The sequence below is a fragment of the Flavobacterium piscis genome (genome assembly GCF_031457575.1).
GTDB lineage: Bacteria > Bacteroidota > Bacteroidia > Flavobacteriales > Flavobacteriaceae > Flavobacterium > Flavobacterium piscis_A.
Map to the genome: position 1 here is coordinate 58,340 of NZ_JAVDWQ010000008.1, position 13,779 is coordinate 72,118.

Genomic DNA, 13,779 nt, shown 5'->3' on the forward strand with positions numbered 1-13,779 from the left:
GGCTTATTCATATATCTAAAATTGATTTGCTATGATTGAGAAAAGCCACGAAGACACATGTCAACAGAATCTGATCCTGATGCGATGTTTTGAGAGGTAAGGTTTAATACAAACATTGTCTTCGTTGTTAATAGTTAATTATTTATTTTCTGATGCAAATTTTGTGAATTATTTTTTTAATAAACAAATTAAATCATAAAATTTTCTTAAAATATTATTAACAACCTTAAAATCAATAATTTAAAACAGAAATTAAAATTACGTAATCTGAAAAATTATTAAAAAAGAGGCTACGAATGGTTCGTTACCTCATAAATCATCTTGTTAAATATTAAAACTGATGTACTTTTTTAGATATCACTAAAAATGAAACTAATGAAATAACAGCAGCACTAGTCAGATAAAAACCCACATAATTTAATCCGTAAGTGCTTGCCAGCCAAATTGCAATCATAGGTGCAAACGCAGCGCCTAAAATTCCCGCCAGATTAAAAGTTAATGAAGCACCTGAATAACGAACAGTGGTTGGAAACAGCTCTGATAAAAATGTTCCCAACGGACCATAAGTAAAACCCATTAAAGACATTCCGATACAAACAAAAGCAGTAACTAAAACAGGGTTTCCTGAATTAAGAAAATAGGAAAAGAAAAATCCGAAAACAGCAATGGCAGCCGTAGTAATAATTAATATTTTTCGACGCCCGATTTTATCGGCAACCAAAGCGGAAATCGGAATAAAAATGCCAAAAAACAAGACCGATAACAATTGGGTCAACAAAGCATCTCTTTTGGTAAATCCTAAATCAGAAGTAGCCCAGCTAAGTGTAAAAACAGTCATCAAATAAAAAACTAAAAAGGTGGTAATGGCAGACAGAGTTCCAAAAATCAATTGATTTTTGTACGATTTCAGCAAGGTAAAAAACGGAACTTTAACTTCTTTCTGTTCTATTTTAGAATTTTCGAAAGCCGGAGTTTCGGCAATTTTTAGGCGAATATAAAATCCAACAAGTACTAAAAGTGAACTCGCTATAAACGGAATTCTCCAGCCATAATCCATAAAATCTTCGCTGGTCATCGTGTCTGTTAAAATCAAAAAAGTACCTCCTGAAAGTAACAAACCTATGGGCGCGCCCAATTGCGGAAACATTCCGTACCAGGCACGTTTATGAGGCGGGGCATTTTCAATTGCTAATAAAACAGCGCCTCCCCATTCTCCTCCTAAACCAACTCCCTGTCCAAATCGGCAGAGCATCAGTAAAATTGGTGCTGCAATCCCGATACTTGCATAACCCGGTAAAAAACCAATCGCTATAGTTGATATTCCCATGGTTAATAAGGCGACTACGAGAGTAACTTTACGGCCTATTTTATCTCCATAATGTCCAAAAACAGCCGAACCCAAAGGCCTTGATAGAAAAGCTATCGAAAAAGTTGCCAAAGATTCCAAAGTAGAATTGGTACTGCTTGTTCCCGGAAAAAATAATTGTGGAAAAACCAATACCGCCGCATTGGCATAAATGTAAAAATCAAAAAATTCAATTGTGGTACCAATTAAGCTGCCAAAAAGAACATGTTTTAAGGAATTCTCCTGATTCGATTTAGTCTTCATGTAAAATATAGTTATAACTTTTTAGCTGCAAAAATAGAATTTCATTATTAATAATTCAGCTTTAGAATGATTAGTTTCATAACACTTATATTTTTTAACAAATTTCATAAATTTTCAATGTTACACAACTTCATAAAACTAAAAAGCTGATTATAAAGTTTTTAAATACAAAAACAAAAATCAAATCATAAGCAATCGTTAAAACCGTTTTTAACTGTATATTTTCATTAAATTTACTGCTGTCAAAAATAAATTATAAATTATGCCTACAGACTGTATCAGCTATCAAACCTCAGGATATTTCTCTAAATTAATACAAGATTATTTAGATCAGATACCAGAATTAAAACCGCTGTACAATCATTTTCCAACACTGGAAAACTTTGAAAAACAAATCATTGAGAAACAATCTAATTTTGATAATACGAACCGGATTCCATTGGTTCAGACTTTAAAAAAGCAATATCAAAATATTGAAGTTTCAGATACTGTCAAACAAAATATCGAGCTTTTAGCGCATGAATGCACTTTTACAATCACAACCGGGCATCAATTAAACTTGTTTAGCGGCCCATTGTATTTTCTATATAAAATTATTTCCACGATTAACCTGGCCAAAGAATTAAAATCAAAATATCCAACGTATAATTTTGTCCCAATTTACTGGATGGCTACGGAAGATCATGATTTTGAAGAGATAAATTACTTTAATTTTAAAGGAAAAAAATTCAGATGGCATAAAGAAAGTAATGGTCCTGTTGGAAGACTTTCTACAGAAGGTTTAGAAGAATTTTTCGAAATCTATTCCAAAGAATTAGGTTCAAGTACCAATGCCAGTGTTCTAAAAAAGCTATTTGATGAGGCTTATTTAAAACATAAAAATCTTGCCGATGCGACTCGCTTTTTAGCCAATAGTTTATTTGAAAATTACGGTTTGGTTATTATTGATGCAGATGAAGCGGATTTAAAGCGAGCTTTTATTCCGTTTGTAAAAGAGGAACTTGAAAATCAGACTTCCTATAACGCTGTTCAAAAAACAATTGAACAATTTAATGATTATACCGTTCAGGTAAATCCACGCGAAATCAATTTGTTTTATATAGAAGATAATCTGCGAGAGCGAATCCTTTTTGAAAACGATAAATATTTCGTGAATAACACTAAAATCTCATTTTCAAAAGAAGAAATTCTAAAATTATTAGAAAGTAATCCGGAGAAATTCAGTCCCAACGTAATTATGCGGCCGCTTTATCAGGAAGTTATTTTACCCAATTTATGCTACATTGGCGGAGGCGGGGAAATTGCGTATTGGCTGGAATTAAAATCCTTTTTTCAAGAAGTAAATATTACTTTCCCAATGCTTCTGGTTCGTAATTCAGTTCTTTTGGCAACAGAGAAACAAGTCAAAAAAGCAAAGCAGTTAAATTTAACCTGGAAAGACCTTTTTACTAAACAGGAAAATTTAATAAATACTGTAACACATAAGATTTCAGATTTTCAAATTGATTTAACTCCTCAAAAAGAAGCTTTGAAAACACAATTTGAATATCTTTACGAATTAGCAGATCAAACAGATAAATCTTTTTCAGGAGCTGTAAAAGCACAGGAAATTAAACAGACAAAAGGTCTTGAAAATTTAGAAAAACGCTTATTGAAAGCACAAAAAAGAAAACTGCATGATCAATTACAGCGTGTGACAGATTTACAAAGTGAATTGTTTCCGAACAAAAGCTTACAAGAACGTCAAAGCAACTTTTCGGAATTTTATCTTGAAAAAGGAGAGCTGTTAGTGCCACTTTTATTGCAGAAACTAAAGCCATTAGAAATGAATTTTAATATAATAACGATTTAAAACACAAATATTAAAGTAGTAATTCTGAGAAATAAATAACCACTTTCCTTCTCAGGATTATTGCCTCTCTAAACCAAATAGAATTAAGAAAATAAATTAACCTATTTACCAAAACTATGACCAGAGAGCGCTTGATTTCATTGGATGTCTTTAGAGGACTCACTATTTTATTGATGACTATTGTAAACAACCCGGGAGACTGGGGCCATGTTTATACACCCTTATTACACGCCGATTGGCACGGATGCACCCCAACCGATTTAGTCTTTCCTTTTTTTATTTTTATTATGGGTGTTGCCGTTCCGCTTGCCATGCCGGATAAATTTTATGACAATACCACTTTCAATAAAATTTTAGTCCGCTCGTTACGAATGCTGTGTCTGGGAATTTTCTTCAATTTTTTTGGAAAAATTCAGTTATTTGGCCTTGACGGAATCCCGCTTCTTATTGGGAGATTAGCCATTACCATAGCAGTTGGATATGCCTTAATGGGGAGTTTTAGCCCAAAAGTCAAAAATATTCTGGCTTTTTCAATTCTGTTCATCTACCTTTTTTTAGCATATAGTGGTATCGAAGCATATCAGGATGTACGACTTCCCGGAGTTTTACAACGAATTGCTATTGTGTATTTTGTGGTTTCCTTATTGTATTTAAAGACTTCTCAAAAAACACAAATCCTCGCAGGAGTTATTCTATTATTAGGATATTGGGTTTTAATGACCCTGATTCCTGTTCCGGGAATTGAAGCTGCTAATCTTGAAAAAGGAACTAATCTGGCTTCATGGTTAGACAGCATTTTGCTGGAAGGACATATGTACAGTGGTACCGTAACATGGGATCCGGAAGGCATTTTAAGTACAATTCCATCAATAGTAAACGGAATAATTGGTCTATTGATTGGTCAGCTATTACAGCAAAACTTCCCAAAAACTAAAAAAGCACAAAAAATAGCAATTGTGGGAGTAGCATTAATTATCGGTGGGTTACTTTGGCACATCATTTTCCCAATCAACAAATCACTCTGGACAAGCAGTTATGTTTTATACACTACTGGATTAGCTACCGCTACTTTAGCCATTTTATATTACATTATCGATATTGCCGATTATAAAAAAGGTTTTAAACCTTTTTTAATCTGGGGAGTAAACCCAATGATTGTATTTTTTACTTCACAGATTATTCCGCAGGCATTGGTAATGATTCAGTTTAAAAACCCGCAAAATCCTGAACAGCACATCAACCTTTTAGATTACCTGTACAGCTTTGGAATTGCACCATTTTTCAGCAATCCAATGACAGCCTCATTGGCTGGAGCTTTGATTTATGTTGGCATCTGGACGTTTATTTTATGGATATTCTACAAAAACAAATTGATCTTCAAAGTATAAAAAATATTTCACCACATAAGTGATATAAGTTCATTTTAGAAAACAGCATAATTTGTCGGGAATATTTTTCACGCAAAGCTATTTAATGAACTTATATCACTTATATGGTTTAGAAAAATTTTTCTTAATCAAAAACATCATTCTGTCGTGTTTTAATTATGGAATTATTAAAATCAATCCATAAAAAAGTCTACTTTTGCACAAAAATTTAAAATTCGCAAGAAAATGGCAACAAATAGAACTTTTACAATGATTAAGCCGGATGCTGTTGCAAACGGGCACATCGGGAATATTTTAGCAATGATTACTAATGGAGGTTTCAAAATCGTTTCATTAAAATTAACTCAATTAACTGTAGCAGATGCTCAGGCATTTTACGCAGTTCACGCTGCAAGGCCTTTCTACGGAGAATTAGTTGAATTCATGTCTCGCGGGCCAATTGTTGCTGCAATTTTAGAAAAAGAAAACGCAGTAGAAGATTTCAGAACTTTAATTGGAGCTACAAATCCAGCTGAAGCAGCTGAAGGAACTATTCGTAAAGCATACGCAACTTCTATTGGAGAAAATGCAGTTCACGGTTCTGATAGTGATGAAAATGCAGCTATCGAAAGTGCATTTCATTTTGCAGGAAGAGAGCAGTTTTAGTTAGTTTTCAGTCTCAGTCTCAGTTTTCAGTAACTGTATCGCACAAAAAAAGTCCCGCTTCAATTGAAACGGGACTTTTTACTTATAAATAGATTAGACTTAGATTAAAAAACTGTGGCTGAAAACTGAGACTGCGACTAAGATCGGGACTGAAAACTGAATACTGACCACTATCTTAAGACCACATCCTTAACCACTTCTCTGCCTAATTCTTCATTAATCATCTTGACAATTTTAGTTCTTCCGTGGCTCAATTCTTCTCTTAAAACGGCCGACCCAAGTTCAACGTACAGCGTACTACCTTTTAAAACTACATTTTTGGTATATGTATTTACTCCATTTCCCATCAATTGCCTCCACGCCTCTTTTACATCAATCTGATCCATTCCGGGCTGCAGTTTATTCACCTGAATTATCTGTTGCAAAACTGCCCCAATCGTGCTTTGATTATTTAGTCTTTTTGCCATCTTCTAATAAATTTATTGGTCCTGCCTTTTTATAATGATATTCTTTATTTTGGTCATTCTTAACTGTAAACACATCGTCCGAAATTGAAATCAATTCCTCGCTCCACTTCGCATAATCGGTTTTATAATCCAGAAAAATTCCTTTATCCGTAAATCTAACTGAAACATTCTCAAAAGTATCTGTCGTCAAAAAGGTCCCGTCTAACTGCGCCATCACCTTAGTTCGCGTTCCTTTAGTTCCCTTAATCTGAAAATAATCAAAGTTTTCATTCATACCGTACACCTTCTCTTCTCCTTTATCAAAAACCACTTTTTCAATTTCCCAATAACCATTCAATTTTGCAATATCCTCCGGTTTTATTTCTTGTTTACAACTTACAAACAAAAGCGACAAAACCAAAATCATAAAAGTTTTTTTCATAAGTAACGGTATTATAAGGAGCTGACTCCTGCTATCCGCTATATCTTTTCATCCGCAAAAAAGCGGATAAAAAGGATGCCGCTTCTATCAGGGCTAGAATTCCAGTTTTTAAAAGAAAATTTAGTGAGCTACAAAGTTAAGCTTATAAATTTCATAAGAAATAAAAATTTACAATACCCTTTAAACTATTTTATCTATTTTTGGTCAAACTCCAAACCAAAAAAAGTGACCAAAACAATTTGCAAAATACTGATACTCATACTATGTATTGGATGCAGTAAAGAAGACAACAACGCGAAGCCTGCTCCCACACCAACTATGTATTTTCCACCATTAACCGGAACTACTTGGGAAACACAATCTATAAATGACTTAAAATGGAACCAAGATGCAGTACAGCCTCTTTTAGATTATCTGGAACTTAAACATTCTAAATCTTTCATCATATTGATCAATGGCCGAATAGTTTTAGAAAATTACTTCAACGGACATGCTGCATCTACGAACTGGTATTGGGCAAGTGCCGGCAAAACATTAACAGCAACGATTACTGGCATTGCTCAACAGGAAAATCTGCTAAACATCAATAACAAAGTCTCGCAATACATAGGTACTGGCTGGACAAGCGAACCCCTGGCAAAAGAAAACCTGATTACCTGCAGACATTTGCTGACCATGACATCCGGACTTGATGATACCACCGATGATGTTGACCCTGCCAGCTTAATTTACAAAGCCGATGCCGGAACACGTTGGGCGTATCATAATGTGTATGTAAAACTTCAGGATGTAGTAGCCCAAGTAAGCGGACAAACCTGGAATAATTATTTCAATACCAAATTAAGAGACAAAACTGGCATGAATGGCAACTGGGTACAAATTGGCAATAACAGTGTTTACACCAGTACTTCCAGAAGCATGGCTCGCTTTGGATTATTAATACTCAATAAAGGGAAATGGGAAAACACTCAAATTTTAAACGAAGCCTATTGTACTGAAGCCACAACCACTTCACAAAACATTAATTTAGGATACGGCTATTTGTGGTGGCTAAACGGAAAATCAACTTTTCATTTACCACAATCACAACTTACTTTTCCTGGAAGCATTATTCCAACAGCGCCAAATGATATGTTTATGGCATTGGGTAAAAATGACCAAAAAATATATGTTGTTCCCAGCAAAAATATGGTAGTCATCAGAATGGGAGATGCAGCAGACAATGTTAATCTTGCATTATCAGACTTTGATAAAGTTTTATGGGAAAAAATTAATGACTTGTATAATTTATAAAACTCAAATCAATTTCCAGCCTTTGCTTTTTAAAAAAAAATTACAATGACTACAGAATTCTTTTTCCTGATTAAAAGGATTTCCTCCTTTTGCATCTCTCATCAAACAGACTTCTGTTTTGCAATGAGACAAACCAGCAGTATGTCCCAGTTCGTGCGAAACTAATTTATAAAACTGCTCATTTTTATTTTTAGTGGATAGCCTAAAATCCGAAACGACACAAGCTGTTCCTGGTCTATATCCCAAACCCATTACACCCCAATCTTTAATTCCATCCTTAGTTGTACTTATGTCATAATTCGACAGCCCGACAATTACCGAGTCAGAACCAATATGATAACGAAGGCTTTTTATAATACTATCAGCTCGAGATCTATTTCTGGGTTTGTAGAATGAATTTTCCGGAAAGGAAATATTTTGTCTTAAAACAACATCTGAATTGACTCTCTTGATTTGAGACAGAACTTCTTTGGCCTGAGTTAATTTAAAATCGCCTAATGGCTGAATAACTATTACCTTCTGAACTTTGTTTGGATTTTCTTTATTATTTTCATTTTTCTTTTTTGTACAAGAACTTAAGATAAAAATTAATACAAGAATATAATCTCTTATAAAAAAGTTATGATTCATTTTATCTTAACATGAAAATAGAAAATTAATACTTAAAGTTGTTGTAAACCAATTACCTTTTGGTACGCAATCTGGCCAGGATGCCCATAAAAAAGAGAACGACTCCCAGAACTAGTAAAATATAATAAAAAGACAAGCTGTTATCCCTTAAAACATTAGCTAAAACGAAACAAACAACGCTACCGAAATAAAAAGCAAGAGGCGATATATTTTTTAAAGAAGAAAAACTCATTATTAATTTTATTTAAAGAAACTATCTACAAATTCATATTTATTAAAGACCTGCAAATCTTCAATTCCTTCGCCAATACCAATGTACTTCACCGGAATCTGAAACTGGTCTGAAATACCAATAACAACACCGCCTTTTGCAGTGCCATCTAATTTAGTCACAGCAAGTGACGTTACTTCAGTAGCCGCAGTAAATTGTTTGGCCTGTTCAAAAGCATTTTGCCCTGTAGAACCGTCTAAAACCAAAAGTACATCATGAGGTGCATCGGCAACAACTTTCTGCATGACGCGTTTTACTTTTGTAAGTTCGTTCATCAAATTGATTTTATTATGCAAACGTCCTGCCGTGTCAATAATTACGATATCTGCATCTTGTGCAACAGCAGACTGCAAGGTATCAAAAGCGACAGAAGCGGGATCGCTTCCCATGTTTTGTCTTACAATTGGCACATCAACCCGGTCAGCCCAAACCTGTAACTGATCGATTGCTGCAGCACGAAAAGTATCCGCAGCTCCCAAAACCACTTTATAACCTGCTTTTTTAAACTGATAAGCAAGTTTACCAATAGTAGTTGTTTTTCCAACACCATTGACTCCCACAACCATTAAAACATAAGGTTTTTTATCTTTCGGAATTTCAAATTCGGTTGCTTCACCTCTATTGGTTTCAGATAATAATGCGCCAATCTCGTCACGAAGAATTTGGTTTAATTCGTCTGTACCTAAATATTTATCTTCAGCAACACGTTTCTCAATTCGGGTAATGATTTTTAAGGTAGTGTTTACTCCCACATCTGAAGCTACCAGAATTTCTTCCAGATTATCCAGAACATCGTCATCGACTTTAGATTTTCCGGCAACGGCTTTGCTTAATTTTGAAAAGAAAGTAGTTTTTGATTGTTCAAGACCTTTGTCTAAAGTCTCTTTTTTATCAGTAGAAAATAATTTTTTAAAAAAACTCATTTTTTTTAGATTAATTAGATTGTAGGCTTCTTAGATTTTTAAACAATCCGAAACCTGAAAGCTTAAAAAGAAGACCACTTGTTTTAAACTAGCCCCGACAACAGTGGTATCCTTTGCCTGTCTTTAGGCGGGCAAAGATATAGCGAATGGCGGGAATCCTGTTTAAAAAAAGCCAATTGTTGTGCTTCTCTAAATTTTAGACAAATATAAAAATAAAAAAGCTACTTTCGGAGTGAAAGTAGCTTTTCTATATAATGTGATTGTTATTATTTCTTTTTCAAGAAAGTATCAACTTCTTCAGGAGCCATAATAGACTCTACAAATGTATATGCACCAGTTTTAGGAGATTTTACCATTTTGATGGCTTTTGATAATCTCTTAGAAGCTGTTTGTAACGATGCTACGGTTTTCTTTGCCATGATTCAAATGTTATTGAAATTAATAAAAAACAAATGTTACCATCTGAGATTTATCAAACCTCTAATTATTACTTAATTTCTTTGTGAACAGTTACACGTTTCAGGATTGGATTAAATTTTTTAATCTCTAATCTGTCCGGAGTATTTTTTTTGTTCTTTGTTGTGATGTATCTTGAAGTCCCTGCAACACCAGTAGTCTTGTGCTCAGTACATTCTAAAATTACCTGGATTCTATTACCTTTCTTTGCCATCTTGCTATATATTTATTTAGGAAAAGATTATTTGATAAATCCTTCTGACTGCGCTTTTTTCAAAACTGCAGAAATTCCATTTTTATTAATTGTTTTTATCGTAGATGCTGCTACTCTAAGAGTAATCCATCTATCTTCTTCTGGAAGATAAAAACGCTTTTTAACTAAGTTTACAGAAAATTTTCTCTTAGTTTTGTTCATAGCGTGAGAAACGTTATTTCCTACCATCGCTCTTTTACCTGTAAGGTCACAAACTCTTGACATTATACTTATCTTTTATCGTTATTCAAAATCAGGGTGCAAAGAAAAGAAAAATAAACGATTGTAGCAAAAAATTAATGCACATTTTTTAAAATTTCTTTTTGTAATATTTCCAGACTCTTAATCGTAGCTCTATCTATCACTTTCTCACGGGGTTGTCCAAAATTAAATTCTTCAACAATTACATCAGTTGGTGTGGCCAAAGCGATAAAAACAGTGCCAATTTCTGCATCTGAATCACCTTTTGTGGGTCCGGCGTTCCCGGTTGTCGCAATTGCATAGTCTGTTTTTAGCATCTCTTTTACATTCAAAGCCATAGCCGAAGCTACTTGTGCACTTACCACAGAATATTGATCGATTATATCCTGTGAGACCCCAAGGACATTCACTTTTGCTTCTGTCGCATAGGAAACCACACTTCCCTTGAAATATTTTGACGACCCTGGAACTGCTGACAAAATTGATGCAATACTTCCTCCTGTAAAACTTTCTGCTGTTGAAATGGTTTTATTTAGTCTGGCAAGTATTTTCCCTAATACAACCTCAATAGTCTCATCATCCTCAAAACCAACAATAATATCATGAATAATCCTGTCTAACAATTGCACATTAGTTTCGATAGCTGCTTCTAATTCTTCTTTATTGATTCCTCTTGCCGACAAGCGCAAACGCACTCTTCCCGGACTTGGCAAATATGCCAGCTTGATAAAATCTGGCAAATTATTCTCCCAATCCTCGATACGTTCCGCGACTAAGCTCTCGCCTTGCCCATACGTTAAAATAGTTTTATGGAGAATATACGGTCGTTTGTATTCGCGAACTATTTTTGGGATGATTTCATTTTCAATCAAATGTTTCATTTCGAAAGGAACTCCGGGAAGGGATATAAAAACTGTATTTTCTTTTTTCATCCACATGCCCGGTGCAGTACCAAATTGGTTATTAAGAATCGTACAGGTTGACGGAACCAGTGCCTGATCTTTATTCATTTGGGTAATGGGACGCTTAAAATAGCCTTCAATCAACTGCGTTACATGGGCTAAAACCTGAGGGTTTACCACTAATTCATCTTCAAAGTAATCGCAAAATGTTTTTTTGGTAACATCATCCTTGGTTGGCCCTAAACCTCCGGTAACAATAACAAGATCAACCTTATTCTGCAACTTTTCAAAAGTATCTAAAATATGTTTTTTATCATCGCTGATCGAAATCATTTCGGTAATTTCAATTCCGATCCGATCTAGTGATTTGGCTATAAATCCGGAATTGGTGTCTACAATCTGTCCAATCAAAATTTCGTCTCCAATGGTAATAATAGTTGCTTTCATGTAAATTATCTTTTTACTTATACATTGATAAATTAGTTTTAGAAGAGGAAAGTTGTATCGGAACGGTTTGCATGAGGGGTAGCAACGGCATCCTTTTGTGACAAAAAGAAACGGCTCGTTTAACAAAAATTTCCGGAACAAAAGATATAGTGGATAACCCGACCTGATTTTTGCCCTTTTAAATTGGGTCAAAAATCAGGACATGCCCAAAAAATTACAAATCAAAGTCCTTATTGATTTCTTTGACCGCATCGTTTACTTGTTTTTTTATACTTCTGAAAGTTTCGATAATTTCTTTTTTCTTACCTTCAGATTTCGCCCAGGCTTCTACCTGAAGAATCTCTTCAAAAGCGACATTCAGTCCCATTAAATCTAAAGTTGGTTTGATTTTATGAGCATATGAATAGGCATGTTTATGATCTTTTTTCTTGATACCTTCCCTAACTTGTTGTAAATCCTCGGGAATTTCTGTAACAAATAATCTTAGAATCTGGTTAACAAACTCAGCATCATTGTCTGAAAGTGCGTATACTTTTGATAAGTTGTATTTTAAAGCCATTATTTTACTTGTATTCTGAATAATTTTTTATTTTCTAGAAAGCCTTCTAAAACATCATTTGGTTTAACTGCTGCGACTCCTGCCGGAGTTCCTGTAAAAATAATATCACCTATTTTTAATGTAAAATATTGCGATACAAAAGAAACAAGTTCATCAATTTTCCAAAGCATTAAACTTGTATTGCCTTTTTGAACTGTTTGCCCATTACTTGTCATTTCAAAATTAAGGTTTTCCATGGAAGAAAAAAGCGTCTTTTGCACAAAATCCCCAATAACAGCCGAACCATCAAACGCTTTGGCTTTTTCCCATGGCAATCCTTTTTCTTTTAATTTAGTTTGCAGGTCTCGTGCTGTAAAGTCGATTCCTACACTCACTTCATCATAATATTTATGAGCAAATTTAGGTTCAATATATTTTCCTACTTTGTTAATTTTTATAATTATCTCAAGTTCATGATGAATATCCTCAGAAAATTCAGGAATTACAAACGGATGCTGTTTCAGCAAAACAGCCGAATCAGGCTTCATAAACACCACTGGCTCCGTTGGTCTTTCGTTTTTTAATTCTTCAATATGATTGGTATAATTTCTACCGATACAAATAATCTTCATGTTTGTAGTATTCCGTTTTCAGTCACAGTTTTCAGTCACTGCTTTCGAACTGAAAACTGCGACTGTAAACTTATTTCGTATTTAATCTTCTTAATTTTATAGCAGTCAACACTTTTTTAGTGTACAGAGGAAAATCAGCATTTTGAATCCAGCTGAAATATCCCGGTTCTGTTTCCAGCACTTTTTCAACTTTTGCCCCTTTGTGTTTTCCGAAGGTAAAAATTTCTTCATTGTCTTTATCAAAAGCTATCATGCCTGCAAAATCGGCTATTTTTTTTCGCGTTGTAAATTCAGACAATACCTTCATATCGTTTTCCAATTCAGGATAACGGTCTAATTGAGCCTTTAAAATTTCGTAGGTTGCCATAGTGTCTGCTTCAGCAGAGTGTGCATTTTCTAGACTTTTATCGCAGTAAAATTTCAAAGCTGCACTTAATGTACGTTCTTCCATTTTGTGAAAAATAGTCTGAATATCTACCGAAACTTTATTTTTCATATCAAAATCGACACCGGCACGAAGCAATTCTTCTGCCAGTAGCGGGATATCAAAGCGATCAGAATTGAATCCGCCTAAATCGCTGTCTTTTATCATATTATAAACTTGCGGTGCCAATTCTGCAAAAGTAGGTTCATTTGCTACTTTTTCATCGGTAATACCGTGAACTGCTGTTGTTTGAGGAGGGATTGGAATAGTAGGATTTACTAACCACGTTTTACTTTCCTTATTTCCGTTTGGAAAAACTTTTAATATCGAGATTTCTACAATACGATCTTTTCCGATATCAATACCTGTGGTTTCTAAATCGAAAAAGCACATAGGTCTGCTAAGTTTGAGTTCCATTTTTTTTGTT

The 13,779-nt window shown here is 34.3% G+C and carries 16 protein-coding genes; 4 read left to right on the forward strand and 12 right to left on the reverse strand.

Translation table 11 applies throughout. From position 1 onward, the window contains the following. Positions 1–331: 331 nt before the first annotated feature. Positions 332–1,609 (reverse strand): MFS transporter, encoded by a 1,278-nt coding sequence (locus J2W48_RS12700; RefSeq protein ID WP_310281899.1) that lies wholly within the window; start codon positions 1,607–1,609, stop codon positions 332–334. Between the two features lie 262 nt (positions 1,610–1,871). Between J2W48_RS12700 and bshC the strand changes: the two genes are divergently transcribed. The 3 genes from bshC to J2W48_RS12715 all read left to right on the forward strand — a co-directional run bounded on the left by bshC (position 1,872) and on the right by J2W48_RS12715 (position 5,494). Then, the gene (bshC, locus tag J2W48_RS12705) at positions 1,872–3,461 is read left to right on the forward strand and encodes a bacillithiol biosynthesis cysteine-adding enzyme BshC (RefSeq protein WP_310281901.1); all 1,590 of its coding nucleotides are present in this window, start codon (positions 1,872–1,874) and stop codon (positions 3,459–3,461) included. Between the two features lie 116 nt (positions 3,462–3,577). Continuing rightward, on the forward strand, positions 3,578–4,849 hold the full coding sequence (locus tag J2W48_RS12710; RefSeq protein ID WP_310281902.1) for an acyltransferase family protein: 1,272 nt from the start codon (positions 3,578–3,580) through the stop codon (positions 4,847–4,849). Between the two features lie 225 nt (positions 4,850–5,074). Then, complete coding sequence (locus J2W48_RS12715; protein WP_035640013.1) at positions 5,075–5,494, forward strand: nucleoside-diphosphate kinase; 420 nt, start codon at positions 5,075–5,077, stop codon at positions 5,492–5,494. Positions 5,495–5,664: 170 nt separating this feature from the next. Here the strand turns inward: J2W48_RS12715 and J2W48_RS12720 are convergent, their stop codons facing one another. Then, positions 5,665–5,961, reverse strand: a complete 297-nt coding sequence (locus J2W48_RS12720) for a DciA family protein (RefSeq protein WP_310281904.1) — start codon at positions 5,959–5,961, stop codon at positions 5,665–5,667. After that, positions 5,942–6,382 (reverse strand): hypothetical protein, encoded by a 441-nt coding sequence (locus tag J2W48_RS12725; RefSeq protein ID WP_310281906.1) that lies wholly within the window; start codon positions 6,380–6,382, stop codon positions 5,942–5,944. The genes J2W48_RS12720 and J2W48_RS12725 overlap by 20 nt, the downstream gene beginning before the upstream one ends. A 225-nt stretch (positions 6,383–6,607) precedes the next feature. Between J2W48_RS12725 and J2W48_RS12730 the strand changes: the two genes are divergently transcribed. Further along, positions 6,608–7,675, forward strand: coding sequence for a serine hydrolase domain-containing protein (locus tag J2W48_RS12730; RefSeq protein WP_310281908.1), 1,068 nt, complete (start codon positions 6,608–6,610; stop codon positions 7,673–7,675). A 3-nt stretch (positions 7,676–7,678) separates the two neighbouring features. Here J2W48_RS12730 and J2W48_RS12735 read toward each other — a convergent pair whose 3' ends face one another. The 9 genes from J2W48_RS12735 to J2W48_RS12775 all read right to left on the reverse strand — a co-directional run bounded on the left by J2W48_RS12735 (position 7,679) and on the right by J2W48_RS12775 (position 13,769). Then, positions 7,679–8,305, reverse strand: coding sequence for a zinc-dependent metalloprotease family protein (locus J2W48_RS12735; protein WP_310281910.1), 627 nt, complete (start codon positions 8,303–8,305; stop codon positions 7,679–7,681). A 240-nt stretch (positions 8,306–8,545) separates the two neighbouring features. Continuing rightward, complete coding sequence (ftsY, locus tag J2W48_RS12740) at positions 8,546–9,499, reverse strand: signal recognition particle-docking protein FtsY (RefSeq protein ID WP_310281912.1); 954 nt, start codon at positions 9,497–9,499, stop codon at positions 8,546–8,548. Between the two features lie 266 nt (positions 9,500–9,765). After that, positions 9,766–9,918 (reverse strand): DUF4295 domain-containing protein, encoded by a 153-nt coding sequence (locus J2W48_RS12745; protein WP_072961632.1) that lies wholly within the window; start codon positions 9,916–9,918, stop codon positions 9,766–9,768. Between the two features lie 68 nt (positions 9,919–9,986). Further along, positions 9,987–10,169 (reverse strand): 50S ribosomal protein L33, encoded by a 183-nt coding sequence (gene rpmG / locus J2W48_RS12750; protein ID WP_007805817.1) that lies wholly within the window; start codon positions 10,167–10,169, stop codon positions 9,987–9,989. Positions 10,170–10,196: 27 nt separating this feature from the next. Further along, positions 10,197–10,433, reverse strand: coding sequence for a 50S ribosomal protein L28 (gene rpmB / locus J2W48_RS12755; RefSeq protein ID WP_007805815.1), 237 nt, complete (start codon positions 10,431–10,433; stop codon positions 10,197–10,199). A gap of 71 nt (positions 10,434–10,504) precedes the next feature. Beyond that, positions 10,505–11,758: a CinA family nicotinamide mononucleotide deamidase-related protein gene (locus tag J2W48_RS12760; protein ID WP_310281919.1), complete on the reverse strand. Its 1,254-nt coding sequence runs from the start codon at positions 11,756–11,758 to the stop codon at positions 10,505–10,507. A gap of 214 nt (positions 11,759–11,972) precedes the next feature. After that, positions 11,973–12,317 carry an Hpt domain-containing protein gene (locus tag J2W48_RS12765; protein WP_310281920.1) on the reverse strand — a complete coding sequence of 115 codons (345 nt, stop codon included), beginning with the start codon at positions 12,315–12,317 and terminating at the stop codon, positions 11,973–11,975. Further along, complete coding sequence (locus J2W48_RS12770) at positions 12,317–12,928, reverse strand: fumarylacetoacetate hydrolase family protein (protein ID WP_310281921.1); 612 nt, start codon at positions 12,926–12,928, stop codon at positions 12,317–12,319. Before J2W48_RS12770 ends, J2W48_RS12765 begins: the two co-directional genes overlap by 1 nt. Before the next feature lie 70 nt (positions 12,929–12,998). After that, positions 12,999–13,769, reverse strand: a complete 771-nt coding sequence (locus tag J2W48_RS12775; protein ID WP_310281923.1) for an exonuclease domain-containing protein — start codon at positions 13,767–13,769, stop codon at positions 12,999–13,001. Between the last annotated feature and the right edge of the window lie 10 nt (positions 13,770–13,779).

Coding starts and splice junctions, on each gene's coding strand:
- J2W48_RS12700 (WP_310281899.1), bottom strand. CDS start 1,609: ATGAAGACTAAATCGAATCAGGAGAATTCCTTAAAACATGTTCTTTTT.
- bshC (WP_310281901.1), top strand. CDS start 1,872: ATGCCTACAGACTGTATCAGCTATCAAACCTCAGGATATTTCTCTAAA.
- J2W48_RS12710 (WP_310281902.1), top strand. CDS start 3,578: ATGACCAGAGAGCGCTTGATTTCATTGGATGTCTTTAGAGGACTCACT.
- J2W48_RS12715 (WP_035640013.1), top strand. CDS start 5,075: ATGGCAACAAATAGAACTTTTACAATGATTAAGCCGGATGCTGTTGCA.
- J2W48_RS12720 (WP_310281904.1), bottom strand. CDS start 5,961: ATGGCAAAAAGACTAAATAATCAAAGCACGATTGGGGCAGTTTTGCAA.
- J2W48_RS12725 (WP_310281906.1), bottom strand. CDS start 6,382: ATGAAAAAAACTTTTATGATTTTGGTTTTGTCGCTTTTGTTTGTAAGT.
- J2W48_RS12735 (WP_310281910.1), bottom strand. CDS start 8,305: ATGAATCATAACTTTTTTATAAGAGATTATATTCTTGTATTAATTTTT.
- ftsY (WP_310281912.1), bottom strand. CDS start 9,499: ATGAGTTTTTTTAAAAAATTATTTTCTACTGATAAAAAAGAGACTTTA.
- J2W48_RS12745 (WP_072961632.1), bottom strand. CDS start 9,918: ATGGCAAAGAAAACCGTAGCATCGTTACAAACAGCTTCTAAGAGATTA.
- rpmG (WP_007805817.1), bottom strand. CDS start 10,169: ATGGCAAAGAAAGGTAATAGAATCCAGGTAATTTTAGAATGTACTGAG.
- rpmB (WP_007805815.1), bottom strand. CDS start 10,433: ATGTCAAGAGTTTGTGACCTTACAGGTAAAAGAGCGATGGTAGGAAAT.
- J2W48_RS12760 (WP_310281919.1), bottom strand. CDS start 11,758: ATGAAAGCAACTATTATTACCATTGGAGACGAAATTTTGATTGGACAG.
- J2W48_RS12765 (WP_310281920.1), bottom strand. CDS start 12,317: ATGGCTTTAAAATACAACTTATCAAAAGTATACGCACTTTCAGACAAT.
- J2W48_RS12770 (WP_310281921.1), bottom strand. CDS start 12,928: ATGAAGATTATTTGTATCGGTAGAAATTATACCAATCATATTGAAGAA.
- J2W48_RS12775 (WP_310281923.1), bottom strand. CDS start 13,769: ATGGAACTCAAACTTAGCAGACCTATGTGCTTTTTCGATTTAGAAACC.